Source organism: Brenneria roseae subsp. americana, assembly GCF_003115815.1.
Taxonomy (GTDB): Bacteria; Pseudomonadota; Gammaproteobacteria; order Enterobacterales; family Enterobacteriaceae; genus Brenneria; species Brenneria roseae.
Genome location: NZ_QDKJ01000003.1, coordinates 325,631 through 341,299 on the forward strand (window position 1 = coordinate 325,631; position 15,669 = coordinate 341,299).

17 protein-coding genes and 1 pseudogene are annotated in these 15,669 nt (G+C 52.7%); 7 read left to right on the forward strand and 11 right to left on the reverse strand.

Annotated features, from left to right (window positions below; all coding sequences use genetic code 11):
* Positions 1–22: 22 nt before the first annotated feature.
* Together B4923_RS05505 and B4923_RS05510 are read left to right on the forward strand one after the other, a co-directional pair.
* Positions 23–916, forward strand: a complete 894-nt coding sequence (locus tag B4923_RS05505) for a DMT family transporter (RefSeq protein WP_170116011.1) — start codon at positions 23–25, stop codon at positions 914–916.
* 34 nt (positions 917–950) lie between these two features.
* Positions 951–1,235, forward strand: coding sequence for a hypothetical protein (locus tag B4923_RS05510; RefSeq protein WP_109053352.1), 285 nt, complete (start codon positions 951–953; stop codon positions 1,233–1,235).
* On the opposite strand, the gene B4923_RS05515 is transcribed toward B4923_RS05510, so the two are convergent.
* Positions 1,216–2,142: an IS5 family transposase gene (locus tag B4923_RS05515; RefSeq protein ID WP_109053353.1), complete on the reverse strand. Its 927-nt coding sequence runs from the start codon at positions 2,140–2,142 to the stop codon at positions 1,216–1,218. The genes B4923_RS05510 and B4923_RS05515 overlap by 20 nt on opposite strands.
* Before the next feature lie 85 nt (positions 2,143–2,227).
* On the opposite strand from B4923_RS05515, the pseudogene B4923_RS21060 reads away from it, so the two are divergent.
* The 3 genes and pseudogenes from B4923_RS21060 to B4923_RS05525 all read left to right on the forward strand — a co-directional run.
* A pseudogene (locus B4923_RS21060) lies at positions 2,228–2,302 on the forward strand (hypothetical protein); the annotation flags it as partial.
* A 383-nt stretch (positions 2,303–2,685) separates the two neighbouring features.
* Complete coding sequence (locus tag B4923_RS05520) at positions 2,686–2,994, forward strand: hypothetical protein (RefSeq protein ID WP_211313923.1); 309 nt, start codon at positions 2,686–2,688, stop codon at positions 2,992–2,994.
* A gap of 7 nt (positions 2,995–3,001) precedes the next feature.
* Positions 3,002–3,919 (forward strand): AEC family transporter, encoded by a 918-nt coding sequence (locus B4923_RS05525; RefSeq protein ID WP_109053354.1) that lies wholly within the window; start codon positions 3,002–3,004, stop codon positions 3,917–3,919.
* Here B4923_RS05525 and B4923_RS05530 read toward each other — a convergent pair.
* From B4923_RS05530 to B4923_RS05540, 3 genes are all read right to left on the reverse strand, one after another.
* Complete coding sequence (locus B4923_RS05530; protein ID WP_109053355.1) at positions 3,906–4,514, reverse strand: HD domain-containing protein; 609 nt, start codon at positions 4,512–4,514, stop codon at positions 3,906–3,908. The genes B4923_RS05525 and B4923_RS05530 overlap by 14 nt on opposite strands.
* 320 nt (positions 4,515–4,834) lie before the next feature.
* A complete protein-coding gene (locus tag B4923_RS05535; RefSeq protein ID WP_109053356.1) occupies positions 4,835–5,794 on the reverse strand; it encodes a quinone oxidoreductase family protein in 960 nt (319 codons plus the stop codon).
* Positions 5,795–5,943: 149 nt separating this feature from the next.
* Positions 5,944–6,333, reverse strand: coding sequence for a RidA family protein (locus B4923_RS05540; RefSeq protein ID WP_109053357.1), 390 nt, complete (start codon positions 6,331–6,333; stop codon positions 5,944–5,946).
* A gap of 141 nt (positions 6,334–6,474) precedes the next feature.
* Between B4923_RS05540 and B4923_RS05545 the strand changes: the two genes are divergently transcribed.
* Complete coding sequence (locus B4923_RS05545; RefSeq protein ID WP_109053358.1) at positions 6,475–7,395, forward strand: LysR family transcriptional regulator; 921 nt, start codon at positions 6,475–6,477, stop codon at positions 7,393–7,395.
* 352 nt (positions 7,396–7,747) lie between these two features.
* Positions 7,748–8,335 (forward strand): tyrosine-type recombinase/integrase, encoded by a 588-nt coding sequence (locus B4923_RS05550; protein ID WP_245929496.1) that lies wholly within the window; start codon positions 7,748–7,750, stop codon positions 8,333–8,335.
* Between the two features lie 336 nt (positions 8,336–8,671).
* On the opposite strand, the gene B4923_RS05555 is transcribed toward B4923_RS05550, so the two are convergent.
* The 7 genes from B4923_RS05555 to B4923_RS05590 all read right to left on the reverse strand — a co-directional run bounded on the left by B4923_RS05555 (position 8,672) and on the right by B4923_RS05590 (position 15,614).
* Positions 8,672–9,442, reverse strand: coding sequence for an IucA/IucC family C-terminal-domain containing protein (locus tag B4923_RS05555; protein ID WP_109053359.1), 771 nt, complete (start codon positions 9,440–9,442; stop codon positions 8,672–8,674).
* Positions 9,439–10,230 (reverse strand): ABC transporter ATP-binding protein, encoded by a 792-nt coding sequence (locus tag B4923_RS05560; RefSeq protein WP_109053360.1) that lies wholly within the window; start codon positions 10,228–10,230, stop codon positions 9,439–9,441. Before B4923_RS05560 ends, B4923_RS05555 begins: the two co-directional genes overlap by 4 nt.
* 13 nt (positions 10,231–10,243) lie before the next feature.
* Entirely contained in the window at positions 10,244–11,275 is a 1,032-nt protein-coding gene (locus B4923_RS05565) for a FecCD family ABC transporter permease (protein ID WP_109053361.1), read from the reverse strand.
* The gene (locus B4923_RS05570; protein WP_109053362.1) at positions 11,268–12,257 is read right to left on the reverse strand and encodes a FecCD family ABC transporter permease; all 990 of its coding nucleotides are present in this window, start codon (positions 12,255–12,257) and stop codon (positions 11,268–11,270) included. Before B4923_RS05570 ends, B4923_RS05565 begins: the two co-directional genes overlap by 8 nt.
* Positions 12,254–13,171 carry an ABC transporter substrate-binding protein gene (locus tag B4923_RS05575; RefSeq protein WP_109053363.1) on the reverse strand — a complete coding sequence of 306 codons (918 nt, stop codon included), beginning with the start codon at positions 13,169–13,171 and terminating at the stop codon, positions 12,254–12,256. Before B4923_RS05575 ends, B4923_RS05570 begins: the two co-directional genes overlap by 4 nt.
* On the reverse strand, positions 13,161–13,343 hold the full coding sequence (locus B4923_RS05580) for a hypothetical protein (protein ID WP_109053364.1): 183 nt from the start codon (positions 13,341–13,343) through the stop codon (positions 13,161–13,163). Before B4923_RS05580 ends, B4923_RS05575 begins: the two co-directional genes overlap by 11 nt.
* Before the next feature lie 165 nt (positions 13,344–13,508).
* On the reverse strand, positions 13,509–15,614 hold the full coding sequence (locus B4923_RS05590) for a TonB-dependent receptor (RefSeq protein WP_109053365.1): 2,106 nt from the start codon (positions 15,612–15,614) through the stop codon (positions 13,509–13,511).
* Between the last annotated feature and the right edge of the window lie 55 nt (positions 15,615–15,669).

Here is a 15,669-nt window from a genome sequence, read left to right on the forward strand (position 1 = left end):
CTAACGGAAAGGAAATATTCTCGTGAACATAACAGAAAAACAATATGGTACTATTCAGTTAGCCATTGCCATGAGTCTATCCGGTACTATTGGGTATTTCGTCATAGAGTCCGGTCAGTCTCCTATTAACGTAGTATTCGCTCGATGTGTGATAGGTAGTCTTTTCTTGGTTATTTATTGCTTTTACGCAAAATTATTTAATCTATCCTATCTTACTGCAAAGAATATAGGATTGATGATTGTCGTAGGGTTATCGATCGTCCTTAACTGGATTGCGCTATTCAGTTCATATAAATATGCGTCTATAGGTGTAACAACGACGATATACCATATGGCTCCATTCATTGTTTTTTTCGCTGGCGCATTTCTTTTCAAAGAGGGAGTAAGTAAATCCAGGCTGATATGGCTGCTCGTCGCTTTCTTGGGCGTTGTTTTGATTGGCGATCCGGAAAACCAAACTATCGCCGTCGGCAGTTCATATCTTCTGGGATGTGGACTAGCGCTTGTTGCTGCGGCATTATATGCAATAGCAACGCTCGCCAGTAAATTTACCAAGGATATTCCCCCACATGTTATGGCGCTCTCTCAGATGTTGATTGGCATCGTCGTATTATTGCCATTAGCAGATTTCCAACAATATTCTGGTACGGTATGGCAATGGAGTTGCCTTATCATACTTGGCGTCGTCCACAGCGCATTCATGTATATTCTGATTTATGCTTCCTATAAGAAATTACAGACAGCAGCCATTGCCATTCTTTCCTATATCTATCCAGTGGCCGCAGTCATTGTTGATTACTTTGCTTTTGATCATGTGTTCTCTGCCTTACAGATCGCGGGGGGAATGATGATCCTCGCAGCCGGTCTTTGCGGAACGCTGAATCTAAATCCATTTGTTTTTAAGAAAGTACAATGATTCAATTCGTTACAAATAAATGATGAGGTGAAAAATGGAAAGTAAAATTACTGAACATAAATTCAACGTATCAGGTAATATCATTTCTTCTAATTTTGGTTATCTTGAAACAACAGGAGAAAACATCGACTTTGAAATTATCCGTTCGCTTATACTGGAAGGAAATTACCATGGAAAAATTCTTTATGTGATACGGAATAAAGTTGAAAAAAAATGGTGTGAATTAATAACCAACGAATGGCGTTGGGCGTTGTTGAATAAATCATTTTCGGGGTGCAGCAAAGCCTTTTCTTCATCTCTCAGGCAATGCGAACACTGACCGGCATGCCCAACCGCGTCATGGTGTTCATTGATTTCACCCGCGCCATCGCTTCACCCACTTGCGCATCGTAATCACGCAGCCACAACCGGTCTCCCAACATCATCTTCATCCGCGACATCGCCGTTTCCGCCATTGAACGCCGGTGGTAACCCATTTTCACTTTCCACGCCTCGTTGTTTCCCGTTAACCGCTGGTGCGCCACCGCCTGATTTCGCTCCTGATATCGCTCCAGAGGCCAGTATTTCGCACCGCTGCGCGGCGGGATGACCGGCCTGATTTTCTTCCTTTTCAAACTGTCGTGGCAGTAGCGCACATCGTAAGCCCCATCTGCCAGCGCTTCCTTTATCTTCCGGTGCGTCTGGCTTATCAGCCCCGGCAACGCCTGCGCGTCCGTCACGCCGCTGAGCAACAGGTCGGCGCACACTATCTCATGTGTGCCCGCGTCCACCGCCAGATGCAGTTTGCGCCACACCCGCCGCTTTTCCGCTCCGTGTTTTTTGACTTTCCATTCCCCCTCGCCAAAGACTTTCAATCCGGTGGAATCGATGACCAGATGCGCGATTTCGCCGCGCGTCGGCGGCTTGATGTTGACGTTAACGCTTTTTGCCCGCTTGCTGACACTGGTGTAATCCGGGCTGCGCAGCGGCACATTCATCAGATGGAAAACCGAATCGATAAATCCCTGCAACGCCCGCAGCGTAAGGTTAAAGACGTTTTTAAGCATCAGGGCGGTGACAATCGCCGTATCGGCATAACGCAACGGCCGGCCTCGCCGCGCAGGCTCAGCGGTGTCGTACCATGCGGCGGTGGCGTCATCGCTGACCCAGACTGTCAGCGACCCCCGTTGACGGAGTGCGTGGTTATAGGTTTTCCAGTTGGTAATTTTGAACTTCTGCTTTGCCACTGTTCGCCATGTACTGTCAGGGAAGAGAGTGCTCTGATCCTGTTTGCCGCTGAAAGTTCGATTTATTCAACAACGCCGGTAACGGTTGAAAAAGACTTGGCATTTTATGGAAACAGTCAGTCCGTTTTCTGTAGGGAAACATGGTCTGGCAAAAGTGTAGCGACATCAGGATCACTTATTTCACCTAACTCTAGCTAGCGGGCATATGCGGCGTAAAACAAGACGCATTAAACTAAACTTAAAATTCTTTTACATCTATTTATTCCTTGTCGCATAAGAGACTTCAACTGAAAGAGTAAAACATAACCGGAGAAAGTAGCATATTCAAAATAATCTCAGCAGTCGTAAATTTATTCTTATGATTTTTCAGCCTATACATTTCCGTTAAACGTATTTCCACTCCTGTCACAAAAGTGTCATTAATCAAGAAATCCTTATGAATGGAGTCTCGAAAATGGCAAAAACACGAGTAATAGCAACGATAGATCCTGTCTCCCGTGATCCTGAGACACTGAAGTCCCTAAGTGCAGCAGGGATGATGGAATGACTAATATGGGCGGAGCGCTGCTTGCTCTTTATGCATCATCTACACAGGAAGAAAAGCTAGGAATCCGTGCTACTGTTTCACGTTATTACTTAGTATTTGGTTTAATACAATTAACAACACTCTCTCTACTCAAACGGGATGCCTTAAACTTCTATGGCTTTATGGCAGCTCCTCTCGCATTAATTGTCTATCTGGTTGTGGGAAACGTGATATTCAGGAAAACCAGTGCGCATGCTTATGAACGATTGGTGACATTCTTTATTACTGTTTACGGAGTTGTTGTTTTGACCAAAGGATATCTTTGAGAAAATTATGCTCATTACTTTATTATCCTTGGTTCCAATAATGTTCCTTATCGCTATGGGATTCCTGCTGCGTAGTAGGAACCTAATTGACTACAGCTTTTGGTTGCCTTGCGAGAAGCTGAATTATTTTTATCTATTTCCTGCACTGATGTTCTCTCAGGTTGGCAAAGCTGATCTTAGCCAATTCCCGGTAAGCCCCATAGCATGGTCTATTCTTGGTGCGGTTTTCATCGGAGGGGGGATACTTTGGCTGTGGCGAATATGGCTAAAACAGCCTGGACCGACCTTTTCCTCTGTGATTCAGGGTGCGCTGCGCCCTAACACATATATCGGTGTTGCGGCGGCGGCGGCAACCTACGGACACATAGGGTTGACAGTTACGTCAATCAGTATTGCTGTTGCCATACCGCTGCTAAATGTCGCTTCGATCGTTATTCTGATGCATTACGGACAAGGAAGCAGACCTGGATGGCAGCAAATTTTCAAAGCGCTGATTAAAAATCCAGTTATCGTTTCCGTACTGTCGGGATTGTTATTTAATTATAGCGGATTGCCATTACCAGACACAGTCGACAACATACTAAAGGTTCTTGGTGGAGCCTCTCTTCCGTTGGGGTTACTTGCCGTTGGCGCAGGACTGAATATTCAAGCAGCTCGTTCGGCACAATGGCCTGTATTGCAATCCTCTTTTGTCAAATTGCTGCTGGTGCCCATTTTAACATTACTCATTGGGATTTCTCTTGGCGTATCGGGACCAGTGTTAGCGACAGTTGTTTTATTCAATGCACTTCCTTGCACCCCTTCTGCTTATATCATGGCAAAATTGCTTGGGGGAGACCACCAGTTATCCGCTGGTATCATCACTATCCAGACGCTACTTGCGGCAGTTACCATTCCACTGATGCTGATGCTTACCCAATTATGAACTTTTCCAGACTGAGATGAGCGTCATAGACTTCCCAGCGTTTCTGATACCAACAGTCATCACCTAACACATTATTTAGCTGGGTGATGGCATCATCAGACTGCTTACATGCCTGTAAATAAAGAGCGGGGTGTCCTTTGGTCAGAACTACCAACAGGCGTTTCATTTCCAGCAAGTAATCGCATGCAAAAAATGGATCGTGCTCAACGACCGTTTTGCTGTTATCTATAAGATCGCATAGTTTGATTGATTGGGCTTCAGCACAGGCCTGAGCACTATGCATAAGGTTGGTATTTTTCCGGTGAATGCGTTCACCACCAAATTTCCTTGTCTGAACATCTGTTAGCATTTCCACATAACTTGCAACGGTGTTACCAAAAGTCTGCTCAATGTTATCCAGAGTAACCAGAGTATCTTCAACGGTATCGTGTAGCCATGCAGCACAGATCATTTCCGGTGTGGGATTAATTTGCATCAATAGCTCAACCACAGCGGCAGGGTGAGTGATGTAAGGATCGTTAGTAAACTTTCTTTTCTGACCGATGGACTGATGCGCCAGTGTGGCAAATTGCTTTGCTTGTTCTATTAAATTCATTATTAACTCCGTATACCCATTACAACCTTATATTCAATTCTGGCCAAAGGAAGAGGAACTGGGCCGCTCAGGACTTATTTGAGAGAGTTACCTTAGTCTTCAGGCGGCTATACCGACAGTCCGTTGAGAAGCAAAATATGTCTACTGATGTGGGGTCAGTCCAATTTGGGCTGTGAGTTCAACCGATGGATGCAACACATTGGTTGAACTCACAGCTCAGAGCGGACATTTCAGCTTTGCCCTACCCCTGACATCTGAACTTAGCCTTGACACAAGAACCAAGTAATTAGCCCAGCGCACTCATACTGGTCAAACGCGCCTCATGGCTTCATAACGATGCGGCCAAGCGGTTTCGCTGTCTCGGCGAATTCGTGGGCCGCGGCAGCGTTGGCCAGGGGGAAGATGCGGTCAATGACAACCCTGATGCGCCCTGCTGCTACAGCCTGCAACATGTCGTCCACACTTGCCCGAACTCCGGGCCTTTCAAAAAGGGGTCCCATGAATACCCCCATGAGTGTCTGGTTAGACTGCATTGGCGGCCACAAGTCGACAGTCAGACTGCCTCCGCCCGCATTACCGACGAAGACGAGACGTCCTTCCGGAGCGAGTGCAGAAAGCGAATCAGGCAACGTCGTCCCCACCGGATCGATGACGAGGTCAACACCGGTGCCATGGGTGTACTGTTGGACACTGTCCACGACGTTATTCTCTGCACGATCCACGACATGATCGGCACCAAGTTCAAGCAACCGGCTTCTTCGCTGCGTTCCGCTTGCCACGGCGATGACCGTTGCGCCTGCTTGTGAGGCAAGCTGAACGGCCGCGAGCCCCACGCCACCAGCTGCTGCCTGAATAAGGACGGTTTCTCCGTGCCGGAGCATGCCTCGTGTGAAAAGGCAATGATGCGCGGTTCCAAAAGAAATCGGTAACACCGCCGCTTCTGCCGTATCCACCCCATCTGGTATAAGCCAGGTTCGTTCCGCGGGCACAGCCCAACGTTCCGCATGTGATCCCTGTATGTTAAAAGCAGCGACTCTGTCCCCAACCGTACGGCTACGGACTTTCGATCCGACTGCAACAACTGTGCCCGCGGCCGCGTAGCCGACGATCCATGAAGGAAGAGGCGGCGGAGTTGAACGGCGGTTGATCAGATCTCCACCTTCAATCGAGATAGCCTCGACAGAAATCAGGATGTCGTCAGGCCCTGTGACCGGATCTGGGATATCGACATATTTCAGGACGCCGGGAGCGCCTTCCACGTCATAAACCGCTGCTTTCATAAATTTTCCTCTGTCTCATCAGTAAATCCAGACCAGTCTGGCAAACCATCCCGATCCGGCATATAGCACGTCAGAAATCTCTCTGTTGCCTCTACAGGCAGCGCGGGCTGCCCTGTTGAATTTTCGACTGGCGGAAAGACCCGTAACGCTTAGGGCAGCCTGGCAATCACCTTAATCTCAAACTTGAATCCGTAAAGCCACGTCACGCCGATCCCGGTCAACGTAGGGTAAGGCGCTTCCCCCCAATATTCTGACAGGATACTCCAGATAGCGTCGAGGTTTGACTCGGGATCGACGACAAAGAGGGTAACGTCAACCACGTCACCGAACGTGCAGCCCGCAGCCGCGAGAACAGCATTAAGATTATCGAATGCCAGCCTGACCTGCGCTTTTAGATCGTGCTCAGGCGAACCATCCTCGCGGCTACCAACCTGCCCCGAAACGAACAAGAAACCGTTGGATTTGATGGCCGGTGAATAGCGATTGCGCTCATAGAGCGCCTGCCGACCGAAGGGAAAAACTGCTTCGCGTGCTGTCATGTTTGTACCTTTGCAATGGGGCGAAATCTGCCCGGTGAACATAAAGACACTTTACAGGTGCTAGATCAGGCGGATAAACAAGCGACTTTGTCCATCATTGTTTGTAAAATCCAAACAATCGGTGAAAAGAGAGGATAAGGAATGGATCGTTTCGATGCGATGCGCGCCTTTGCTCGCGTGGTGGAGGCAGGTAGCTTCACAAAGGCTGCCCAAACGCTTCATATGAGCAAAACCACGGTGACGCAACTCATTCAGCAGTTGGAAGCGCGCCTGCGCGTCAAGTTGCTCCATCGCACCACCCGCAAGCTCGGTGTAACTCCCGATGGCGCGGTCTACTACGAACGAGTCATCCGCCTGCTGGCGGACATGGAGGATGCTGAAAACAGCCTGTCCAGTGCGGCGATTACGCCCAGGGGACGGCTACGGGTGGATGTGCCCAGTCCGCTGGCCCGCCTCGTCCTGGTGCCGGCGCTACCGGCTTTCCACGCACGCTACCCTGATATCCAGTTCGACATGGGCGTGAGCGACCAGGTGGTGGATCTGATCGGCGACAACGTGGATTGCGTCCTGCGCGGTGGCGAAATCAACGACCTGTCCCTGATCGCACGCCATGTCGGAGATTTGCAAATCGGCGTCTACGTCGCCCCCAGTTATGTGGAACGCCTTGGCGCCCCTGCGCACCCGCGAGAGCTGGAAAACACCGACCATCGCATAGTGGGATTCTTGTCCTCACGCACCGGTAAGATTGATCCTCTGGTACTGCGCGGTGAGAGTGAACATATTGAAATCACGGGCAGCTATGTACTTGCCGTGGATGATGGCAATGCTTACCTCGAAGCTGGGTTAGCCGGGTTAGGAGTGATTGCGCTGCCAATCTATATGGCGGCAGCACATCAGGCTGTTGGCTCTTTAATTCCGTTATTTGCACAATGGCGTATCAGCCCAATGCCCCTGCACCTAGCGTTTCCGCCGAACCGCCATGTCAACGCCAAACTGCGAGTTTTTATTGATTGGATCGTTGAATTGATGCAGCAGCATGTCCCCAATTCCAACAATAAGTAACTGCATCCCAGCCCCCTGATTCGCTCATCAGCGTCGATTGGTGGTCATTCTGGTGGTCTTGACAGCAAGAGAATTCAGGTTTAGCTTACTTATTAGCCAGTTACTGGCAAAGGCGCTCCCAGTCAGAGGAGCCATTTCCTGTTCTGTGGATGTCTACTGACTTCCACAGGTCATTGAAAGAAGGATGATATCCCTTCTTCGACGTTCCACTGAAATCCACCTGAATCCGATACTTTTAAGTCCATTTTTAAGTCCATCGGAAAGCGGGTGGATTTTAGTCCGCGTTATTGCTGTCCGCATTTGCGACCGGAAACCAGAATCCAGCTCTGACCTGTAATCAAGAGCAACGATCATGGCGCTTTCCGATACCGCAGTTCGCCGGGCCAAGGCTACCGGCAAAGCCTATACCCTTTCTGATATCGCCGGCCTGTCTCTGGCCGTCGCCCCCAAAGGGGGAAAATCCTGGCGCTTCCGCTATTACGGGTGCGGAAAACAAAAGCGAATGCCCCTGGGGCAACACCCTGATATGACACGGCGTGAAGCCAGACAGGCAAGAGATCAGGCTTCAGCTTTGTTGGCACAAGGTATTAATCCACGAGTTGCCCGTGAGCGGCAACGTCATGCCATCCAGCTTGCTTCTGAGAATAGCTTTTACTCTGTATTCAAAGAATGGACTGAATACCGGGCACTGACTTTGAAGGAAAGCAGAAATCCTTCCCTTTCCCAATGCAAGCGGGTTTTCAACAGTGATGTCTTGCCGAGAATTGGAAAAACATCTATTTACGACGTTCGTCGCACTGACCTCTTACAGATACTGAGCAGAATTGAACAACGGGGCGCATTCACCGTTGCCCAAAAAGTCCGGGGCTGGCTGAATCAACTGTTTCGTTTTGCGTTGGTCAAAGTGAAGGGCTGGAGAACAATCCCGCTACCGACCTGAAGGTAGTTGCTCTACCCAAACCACTCGAAATCCATAATCCTTTTCTGTGGATGCATGGGATCCCAACGATGTCTGGCAAGGGTTCGGACATAACTCGCAAATCTTCTCAGACGATTGTACCCCGGAGTTCAAGCGCAGAGCCGTTGCATTGCGGCTCGAAAGCGGCAAATCCGTCGCCTTAAAGCCAAAATTGCCGACCATATGGCACTGCGCACGGCCGTAAACCAGGTAGGTAACCCTCCGTCGTCAGGTGACTCAGGATCGATACGCTCACCGGATGATACTGCTGCAATACTTCAGCATCAACTCCCTGTCGATACGGCATAATCACATAGCTCATGTATTTTTCCCCGGTTTCAACAACGGGCAGGTCGAGCAATACTCAACCGGTGTCGACGCCTTGTAATAAAAACAGCAGGTACGGCGAAAGCGCACGCTGCAGGCTCGCCCCCCAACCTCCGTCGCCGGGCGGCGAAAATGGCGTAGCGGGTTCATTTCCAAGCCGAACAGTGCTGGCTCCGCCTGTTCGCACAGCCAGAAAAAGTCCGTCTCACAACGTTTTCTGATTAACTCATCATCAATATTTGCCATCCGCCGTTCATATAATGAATAGACCCGTACCGCACTATTCTCCCACAGGATCCGCGCCGAGATACCGGCAACTCGGCTGAAGGTTTGCCACAGCGGCGCCAGTAATCCCGCAAACAAACTGGTCACAATTTCTGCCCGCCAGATATCACGTTCACCGGGCTGATAGCCAAACGGCGAGATATTGTACAGCGGCATCTTTGATGTCCAGCTCCCCTCATCATGACCATATTCGATCAGCGCATTGTCCAGCGAAAGCCGTAGTCCCTGGTCATACGCCGACATGGCGTACAGGCAGGCGCCGGTAGTCAAAAACGACACTCTTTTCGCCAACAAAGACGCGCTGATCGCCAGCGAGGGCGAACCGATCGTCGGCGTCAAGGTACGCAACAATTGCTCGCAGCGCGTATCATCCAGCAGATCGGCAGCCGGCAGACTACGCGCCGGGTCTGCCTGCGTAGCCGTGGTGAGCAACAAGCCACCGCTGAGCTGCGCCCATTGCTCCGGGCTAAATGTCATGACTCGCGTTCCCGACCGAAAGGAATGCATAGCGGCGTGGCGAAGAACGGATCCTCGATAATCCGGCAATTGAGGTCGAACACACGCTTCACCAGTTCTTCAGTCAGGATCGCCTGCGGTTCCCCTTGCGCCACCACCGTGCGGTTATGCACCGCTACCAGATGGTCGGCATAGCGGCAGGCCAGGTTCAGGTCATGCAACACCATAATGACGGTCTTATTCTCCCGCTGATTCAGTTCCCGCAAGAGTTCCAGCACCTCGACCTGATGCGCCAGATCGAGAAAGGTGGTCGGTTCATCCAGCAACACGATCTCGGTGTCCTGCGCCAATGTCATGGCGATCCACGCCCGCTGACGCTGACCGCCGGACAGCGCATCCACCGGACGATCGGCCAATTCCTCCACGCCGGTCTGACGTAGCGCGCGGTTGACCATCGCTTCATCTTCCGACGACCACTGCTGTAACCAGTTCTGATAGGGATAACGCCCCAAACTCACCAGTTGCCGCACGGTTATCCCCTCCGGCGCACTGGGCATCTGCGGCAGGATCGCCAGCTCGCGCGCCACCGTGGCGGTGGGTTTATGCCAGATATCCATGCCGTTGAGAATAACCGCCCCTTGCTGCGGTTTTAACAGGCGGGCGAAAGATTTCAGCAGCGTGCTCTTGCCGCAGCCGTTGCTGCCGATAAGCACCGAAACCTTGCCGCGCGGCAAGGCGATAGCCAGATCCTTGATAATGATCTGGCGTTGATAGCAAAGCGTCAAAGCCCGCGTGGCAATGGACGTCATAAGTACAAATTCCTCACTGACGTTGACGTATTAACAGATACAAAAAGAACGGCGCGCCCAATACCGCCACGAAGATGCCAGCGGGCAGATCAGCGGGCAGAAACAGTATCCGACCAACGCCGTCCGCCAGCATCACCAAAATCGCACCGGTCAGCGCACTCATCAGCGCCTGACCACTAAAGGTCGCCGCCACCAGACGCCGGGCAATATGCGGGGCGATCAGGCCGACAAACGCCATCGCTCCCCCCCAGGCAATCGCCGTACCCGCCAGTGCCACACTCAGCAATAATAACCCGCCGCGCAGCCATTGCACCCGCACGCCAATCCCGGTCGCCAGCACGTCATCAAGCTGTTGGAACATCACCTGGCGCGCCAACAGCGCCAGCCACGGCATCAGCGCCAACAGCCAAAGTCCCAGAGTGCGCACATCGTCCCAGTTGGCGCCGTAAACGCTCCCGGCCAGCCAGACATAGGCGGAAAGCGTGGTGCTCAGCGGGCTGAATACCAGTAAAAAGGTGGTGACGGCGGTCAGTAACGCAGAAACGCCCACACCGATCAACACCAGTCGCAGCGGTGAAACACCGCGTTGCCACGCCAGCCCGTACACCGCCAACATTGCCAGCGCGGCCCCCGTCATCGCCGCCAGCGGCAGATACTGTCCCCCCAGCGTCATGCTGAAAAACGACAGATACACCACCGCTGCCGCGCTGGCGCCGCTACTGATGCCCAGTAAATCCGGCGAAGCCAGCGGGTTGCGAATAATGCTCTGCAAGATAAGTCCGGAAACCCCAAGCGCACCGCCCACCAGCGCCGCCAGCAGGATACGCGGCAGGCGTAGCTGGCCGACAATAAAGCTCAGCGCAGGATCGGCGTTGTTAGACAACATACTCAGTAGAGCCAACGGTGAGACTGCTACCGCGCCCTGCGCCGCCGAAAAACCAGCCACCAGCAATGCCAGCACGCTGGCCAATAATACACGCCACAGGGTGGACAAATTAATACGGCGTGAGAAGCGTCCACAGCGCCAGATGACGGTATTAACCATTGCGCCCTCCACGCCGCGCCAGCATGATGAAGAACGGTGCGCCGAACAGTGCGGTCATCACCCCCACCGGCACTTCTTGCGGCAGGATCACTACTCGCGCCAGCATATCTGCCAACAGCAACAAACCGGCACCCATCAGGGCGCTACCTGGCAATAGCCAGCGGTGATCGATAGACAGCCCTTTACGCACCATATGCGGCACCATCAGGCCGATAAAGCCGATACTGCCCGCTAACGCCACCGCACTACCGGCCAGAATTATAACGATAAGGCTCATCAGCGCCCGGATCATGCCGGTGCGCTGCCCCAGACCGGTAGCGATCTCATCGCCAGCATTCAGTACATTGACTTGCCCGGCAATCGCAAACGCCGCCAGCAACGCGGCGAAACAGACGCCAACCAGCGGCAATACCAACGGCAGGCTGCGCTCACTGAGGGAACCGGCCAGCCAGAACAACACTGTGTCCAGCCCTTCCTGATCCACCACCAACAGCGCCTGGGAAAATGCCGAGAACAGGGCGGTGATCGCCGCGCCAGCCAGCACGATGCGCAGCGGGCTAAGGCTGCCCTGCCCCATGTTGCCAATCAGCCACACCAACGCGCCAGCGACGGCGGCACCGGCACATGCGCTCCACAGCCAGCCGCCCGGCGCATACAAGGAAAACAGCGAGCTGAACAAAATAACAAAGAAGGTGGCGCCGGCATTGACGCCGAACAGACCGGGAGAGGCCAGCGGATTACGCGTTAACGCCTGCATCAGCACCCCCGCCACCGCCAGGCTGGCACCAACAGTCACCGCCATCAGCGTGCGCGACAGGCGGGTGGTGGTCACTAAAATATGATTGACGTTCAACGCATCCGGGTGCAGCAACGCCGCCATCGCCTGCGCAGGGGAGATCCAACGTGCGCCGACCATCAGGCTCAGCAACATCAACAGCAACAATCCCCCTGTCGCCAGCAATAATTTCAGGCGGTTACTCATGCTGGCGTACCTGCTATCACCTGTCGTTCAATGTCATCCAGCATCAGATTGGCACCCAGAATTCCGCCGGACAGACTCCATGCGACGCCGTTGACCAGCCACACCTGTTGCTGCTGCGGTGCGCGCAACTGCCGCCACAATGGATGCTGGCGCAGACTACGGTAATTACGTTGCACCCCGGCACTCTCCGAACGTAAGAAAACAAAAAAGATATCCGCATTGACGATGGGCAAACTTTCCTTGCCGCTGAGCTTGATCGAAACGCCCGGTGTAGTTTGCGCCGTGGTATTCCAGCCAAAACCCAGTTCGCTGAGCACCGAACCGGGAAAACTACCCGGTAAATAGCTGCGGATATGGTCTTCGCGAATATCCAGCACCGACACCGTTGGCGGCCAGTGGCCGGCAAAGCATTGTTGCAGTTGACGACGTAGGCTCGCGACCCTCTGTTGCCACTGTTGCAAACACACCTCGGCCTCGACCTGACGATGCAATGCCGCAGCCGTTACGCGCAGGGTCTGTTTGAATTCAAACACATTATCCAGCATCACCAGGGGCGCTATCTGCTGTAACAGTGGCGCAATACGCTGGTGACGAAAACGCGAGCCGACGATCAAATCCGGCTGCAGCAGAGCGATATTTTCCATACTGGGTTGGGTTTCCAAACCGACATGTGGCACGCCTCGCAATGCCTGACGCAGATACTTGTAGGTCGGCTTTTCGCTCCAGGAATCCACTACCGCCGAGGGTGTCACACCGAGCGCGACTGCGCTGTCCGTTGCCCCCTGAAACAAGGTGACCACACGCGGTGATGTCATCTGCGCCCGGCCCGGCGTGATCACGCTACCGATCAGCAGGCCAGTTGCCAGACGCAGTAACCTGCGTCTGGTAGGTTGATGCGACAGTCTATTGCTCATACGCCAACCTGTGGAACGGGTTAACCACTTCGCCCTTGCCAAACGGCATACTGTCCGGCCCACCCGCCCGCTCAATCATCGACAATGGCTCAGGGCCCAAAAAGTCCTCCGCCAGCAGGCAGTCAACCACATCTTGCATCACCCCATCAGCAGCGCGTATCTGTATTGCCATGTCACTCATTTCCTTCAGAAGTCGTGGTGGCCCGTCTGGCCCGAAGAGCGCGAAAGGCGATGTCGCGTTCGTCGCCCAACAGGCGGCGCCTGGTTAACTCTTCCACTTCATAGTGCGGGTGACGTTGCTGGTAATCCGCCATTGATTGTGGCCATTAACCATCAATTAGAAATCGATGCGATAACCCAGCGTCAGCGTACGTCCGCGGCCGGCAAAGAAGCGATCATCTTCCACCAGTGCACTCTGGGAGTAATAAGTGATGTACTGTTTATCCAGCAGATTGCTGACCGCCAGGCTGAGCTGGCCATGTTTACCCGGCAGCTTGTAACCGACTGCCACATCCACCAGCGCATAGCCGCTGAAGTCCTTATCTTCTTCGTCAAAGTCACGGCTGAGCGCCCAATTAGCCTGCAAAAAAGAGCTCCACTGTGGCGTCCAGTTAGCTGCCCAACTGGCGATAATCCGATCCGGGGAGACGTTCAGACCGTCCAGTTTGGCATCCAGACTACCGTCACCGTCGCTGTCATACCGGCCACGCATATGGGAATAACTCAGTTTCAGACGATGATTTTCCGTCAGGTTATAACCTGCTGCCGCTTCCACCCCATCGATTTCGGTGCGCTGGCGCTCGGCGACAAACACATCCCCCTGACGCACCACGCGGCTGCCCAGTCTCGAGGTGGATTTGTAGTAACTAACCTCCACATCAATCGGAGCTTTTTCTACCCGGAAACCCACTTCGGTGTTATTGGTCACGATCGGTTGCAGGTTCAGGAAGCTATCGATACTCATGCCTGGCTGATTAATGCCGCGCAGCACCCGACCGACATCCGGCATGGAAAAGCCTTGTGAATAGTTGGCAAACAGGCTCAGTGGCTCGATAGGCGTCCAGACCGCCCCGATGTTATACAGCGTCTTGTCGAAGCTCGGCTCGCCGCCTTCCACCGTCACGCTATTATTAGAGGCCAGCGTTTGATAGTTATCGACCTTCAGGCGGGCATATTCATAGCGAACGCCGCCAAACAGTTTCACCGATTCCAGAGGTGCAACTTCTACCTGCACGAACGGCGACAGATCGGTATATTTCACTTCCGGTACATAGGTACGATGGGTGCCCCACAGGTCCTGCTTGGAGGAGTCAAACAGCGTGTCAACCCCCAGCGTAACTTTCATGCGGTCATCCCACAGGTCATCTTTGATCAGCGACATCTTGGTGCCGTATTTTGATGTTACCGCCCGCGATTGATCGTACAGGGTACCGATCGGCGCGATCGCCTGATCCTGGAAAGTGCCTGACAGCGTAGATCCAAAAAGGGCTTCATAGTCCTGATAGAAAGCCAATGCGTTAAACTTCATCCCGGCCAGGTCGTAGTTATCGTAAGTGATACCAGTGGTCCAGACGCTGTTGAACGGCGCTTCTCCTTCCGGTGTGCCTTTTACCGAGGTGGTAGGGATACCTTGCTCCCTATCACCAGTCACACTGACATAGTCATTCTTGCCCTTCAGGTGATAACGGTTGATGCTCAACTGAATGCGCTGGTTATCATCCAGCCAATAGCCAATTTTTCCCAGAATATCGTAGGCCCGGGAGTTCATCAGGTCCCCTTGGGTATTATCAACACCAACCGGCTGGTTATTACCATCGAGATACAATCCCTGATTTTCATAGCTTATGGAAAACAGATAATCGATGTAGTCTTCACGGCCATCAAAACCATAAGTGGTTTTGTAGCTCATGGTGTCACTCTTTAGCTGCGAGGTCGGTGTGGTGGTTTCAACGCTGAAATGCTGGTTGAACGAGCCGGGTTCCGGCCGTTTAGTGATGATGTTGATCACGCCGCCGCTGGCGCCAATGCCATTACTGGCATTGGCGCCGTGGATCACTTCGATGCGTTCAATCATGGAGGCGTCAACGGTATGCATTTCCCGCCCGGTAGGACGCAGCGGATTCGACTGGGGAATACCGTCGATCAGTACCAACGGCGTCCGGCCTCGGAAGGTTTCCCCACTGCCGCTCATCTTTTGCCGGCCAGGTGAAAATGCCGGCAAAAGATTGCTTAAAATTTGTGAGGTGTCTGAGGTGATCTGTCGTTGTTGCTCAATTTGCTGTTTGCTGATCACCGTCACCACCTGCGGTGAATCTTTCTTCTGGGTTGCCGTACGGCTGGCAGTGATCACCATCTCATCGTCGTTAACCTCCGTATCGTCTTCAGCATACAGCGGCGCCACCAACAGTACTGGTATCAACGAACATAATGCTCTGACCTTCATGTGCTATCCCCTTTATTTTTATCTTTACCTGGTGTGATTAATGGCTCTCTGATGA

Excerpts from the sequence above, each read along its gene's own strand:
- B4923_RS05580 (WP_109053364.1), bottom strand. The coding sequence starts at position 13,343 with ATGGCAATACAGATACGCGCTGCTGATGGGGTGATGCAAGATGTGGTT.
- B4923_RS05570 (WP_109053362.1), bottom strand. The coding sequence starts at position 12,257 with ATGAGTAACCGCCTGAAATTATTGCTGGCGACAGGGGGATTGTTGCTG.
- B4923_RS05535 (WP_109053356.1), bottom strand. The coding sequence starts at position 5,794 with ATGAAAGCAGCGGTTTATGACGTGGAAGGCGCTCCCGGCGTCCTGAAA.
- B4923_RS05590 (WP_109053365.1), bottom strand. The coding sequence starts at position 15,614 with ATGAAGGTCAGAGCATTATGTTCGTTGATACCAGTACTGTTGGTGGCG.
- B4923_RS05520 (WP_211313923.1), top strand. The coding sequence starts at position 2,686 with ATGACTAATATGGGCGGAGCGCTGCTTGCTCTTTATGCATCATCTACA.
- B4923_RS05565 (WP_109053361.1), bottom strand. The coding sequence starts at position 11,275 with ATGGTTAATACCGTCATCTGGCGCTGTGGACGCTTCTCACGCCGTATT.
- B4923_RS05530 (WP_109053355.1), bottom strand. The coding sequence starts at position 4,514 with ATGAATTTAATAGAACAAGCAAAGCAATTTGCCACACTGGCGCATCAG.
- B4923_RS05560 (WP_109053360.1), bottom strand. The coding sequence starts at position 10,230 with ATGACGTCCATTGCCACGCGGGCTTTGACGCTTTGCTATCAACGCCAG.
- B4923_RS05575 (WP_109053363.1), bottom strand. The coding sequence starts at position 13,171 with ATGAGCAATAGACTGTCGCATCAACCTACCAGACGCAGGTTACTGCGT.
- B4923_RS05525 (WP_109053354.1), top strand. The coding sequence starts at position 3,002 with ATGCTCATTACTTTATTATCCTTGGTTCCAATAATGTTCCTTATCGCT.
- B4923_RS05540 (WP_109053357.1), bottom strand. The coding sequence starts at position 6,333 with ATGACAGCACGCGAAGCAGTTTTTCCCTTCGGTCGGCAGGCGCTCTAT.
- B4923_RS05545 (WP_109053358.1), top strand. The coding sequence starts at position 6,475 with ATGGATCGTTTCGATGCGATGCGCGCCTTTGCTCGCGTGGTGGAGGCA.
- B4923_RS05550 (WP_245929496.1), top strand. The coding sequence starts at position 7,748 with ATGGCGCTTTCCGATACCGCAGTTCGCCGGGCCAAGGCTACCGGCAAA.
- B4923_RS05510 (WP_109053352.1), top strand. The coding sequence starts at position 951 with ATGGAAAGTAAAATTACTGAACATAAATTCAACGTATCAGGTAATATC.
- B4923_RS05555 (WP_109053359.1), bottom strand. The coding sequence starts at position 9,442 with ATGACATTTAGCCCGGAGCAATGGGCGCAGCTCAGCGGTGGCTTGTTG.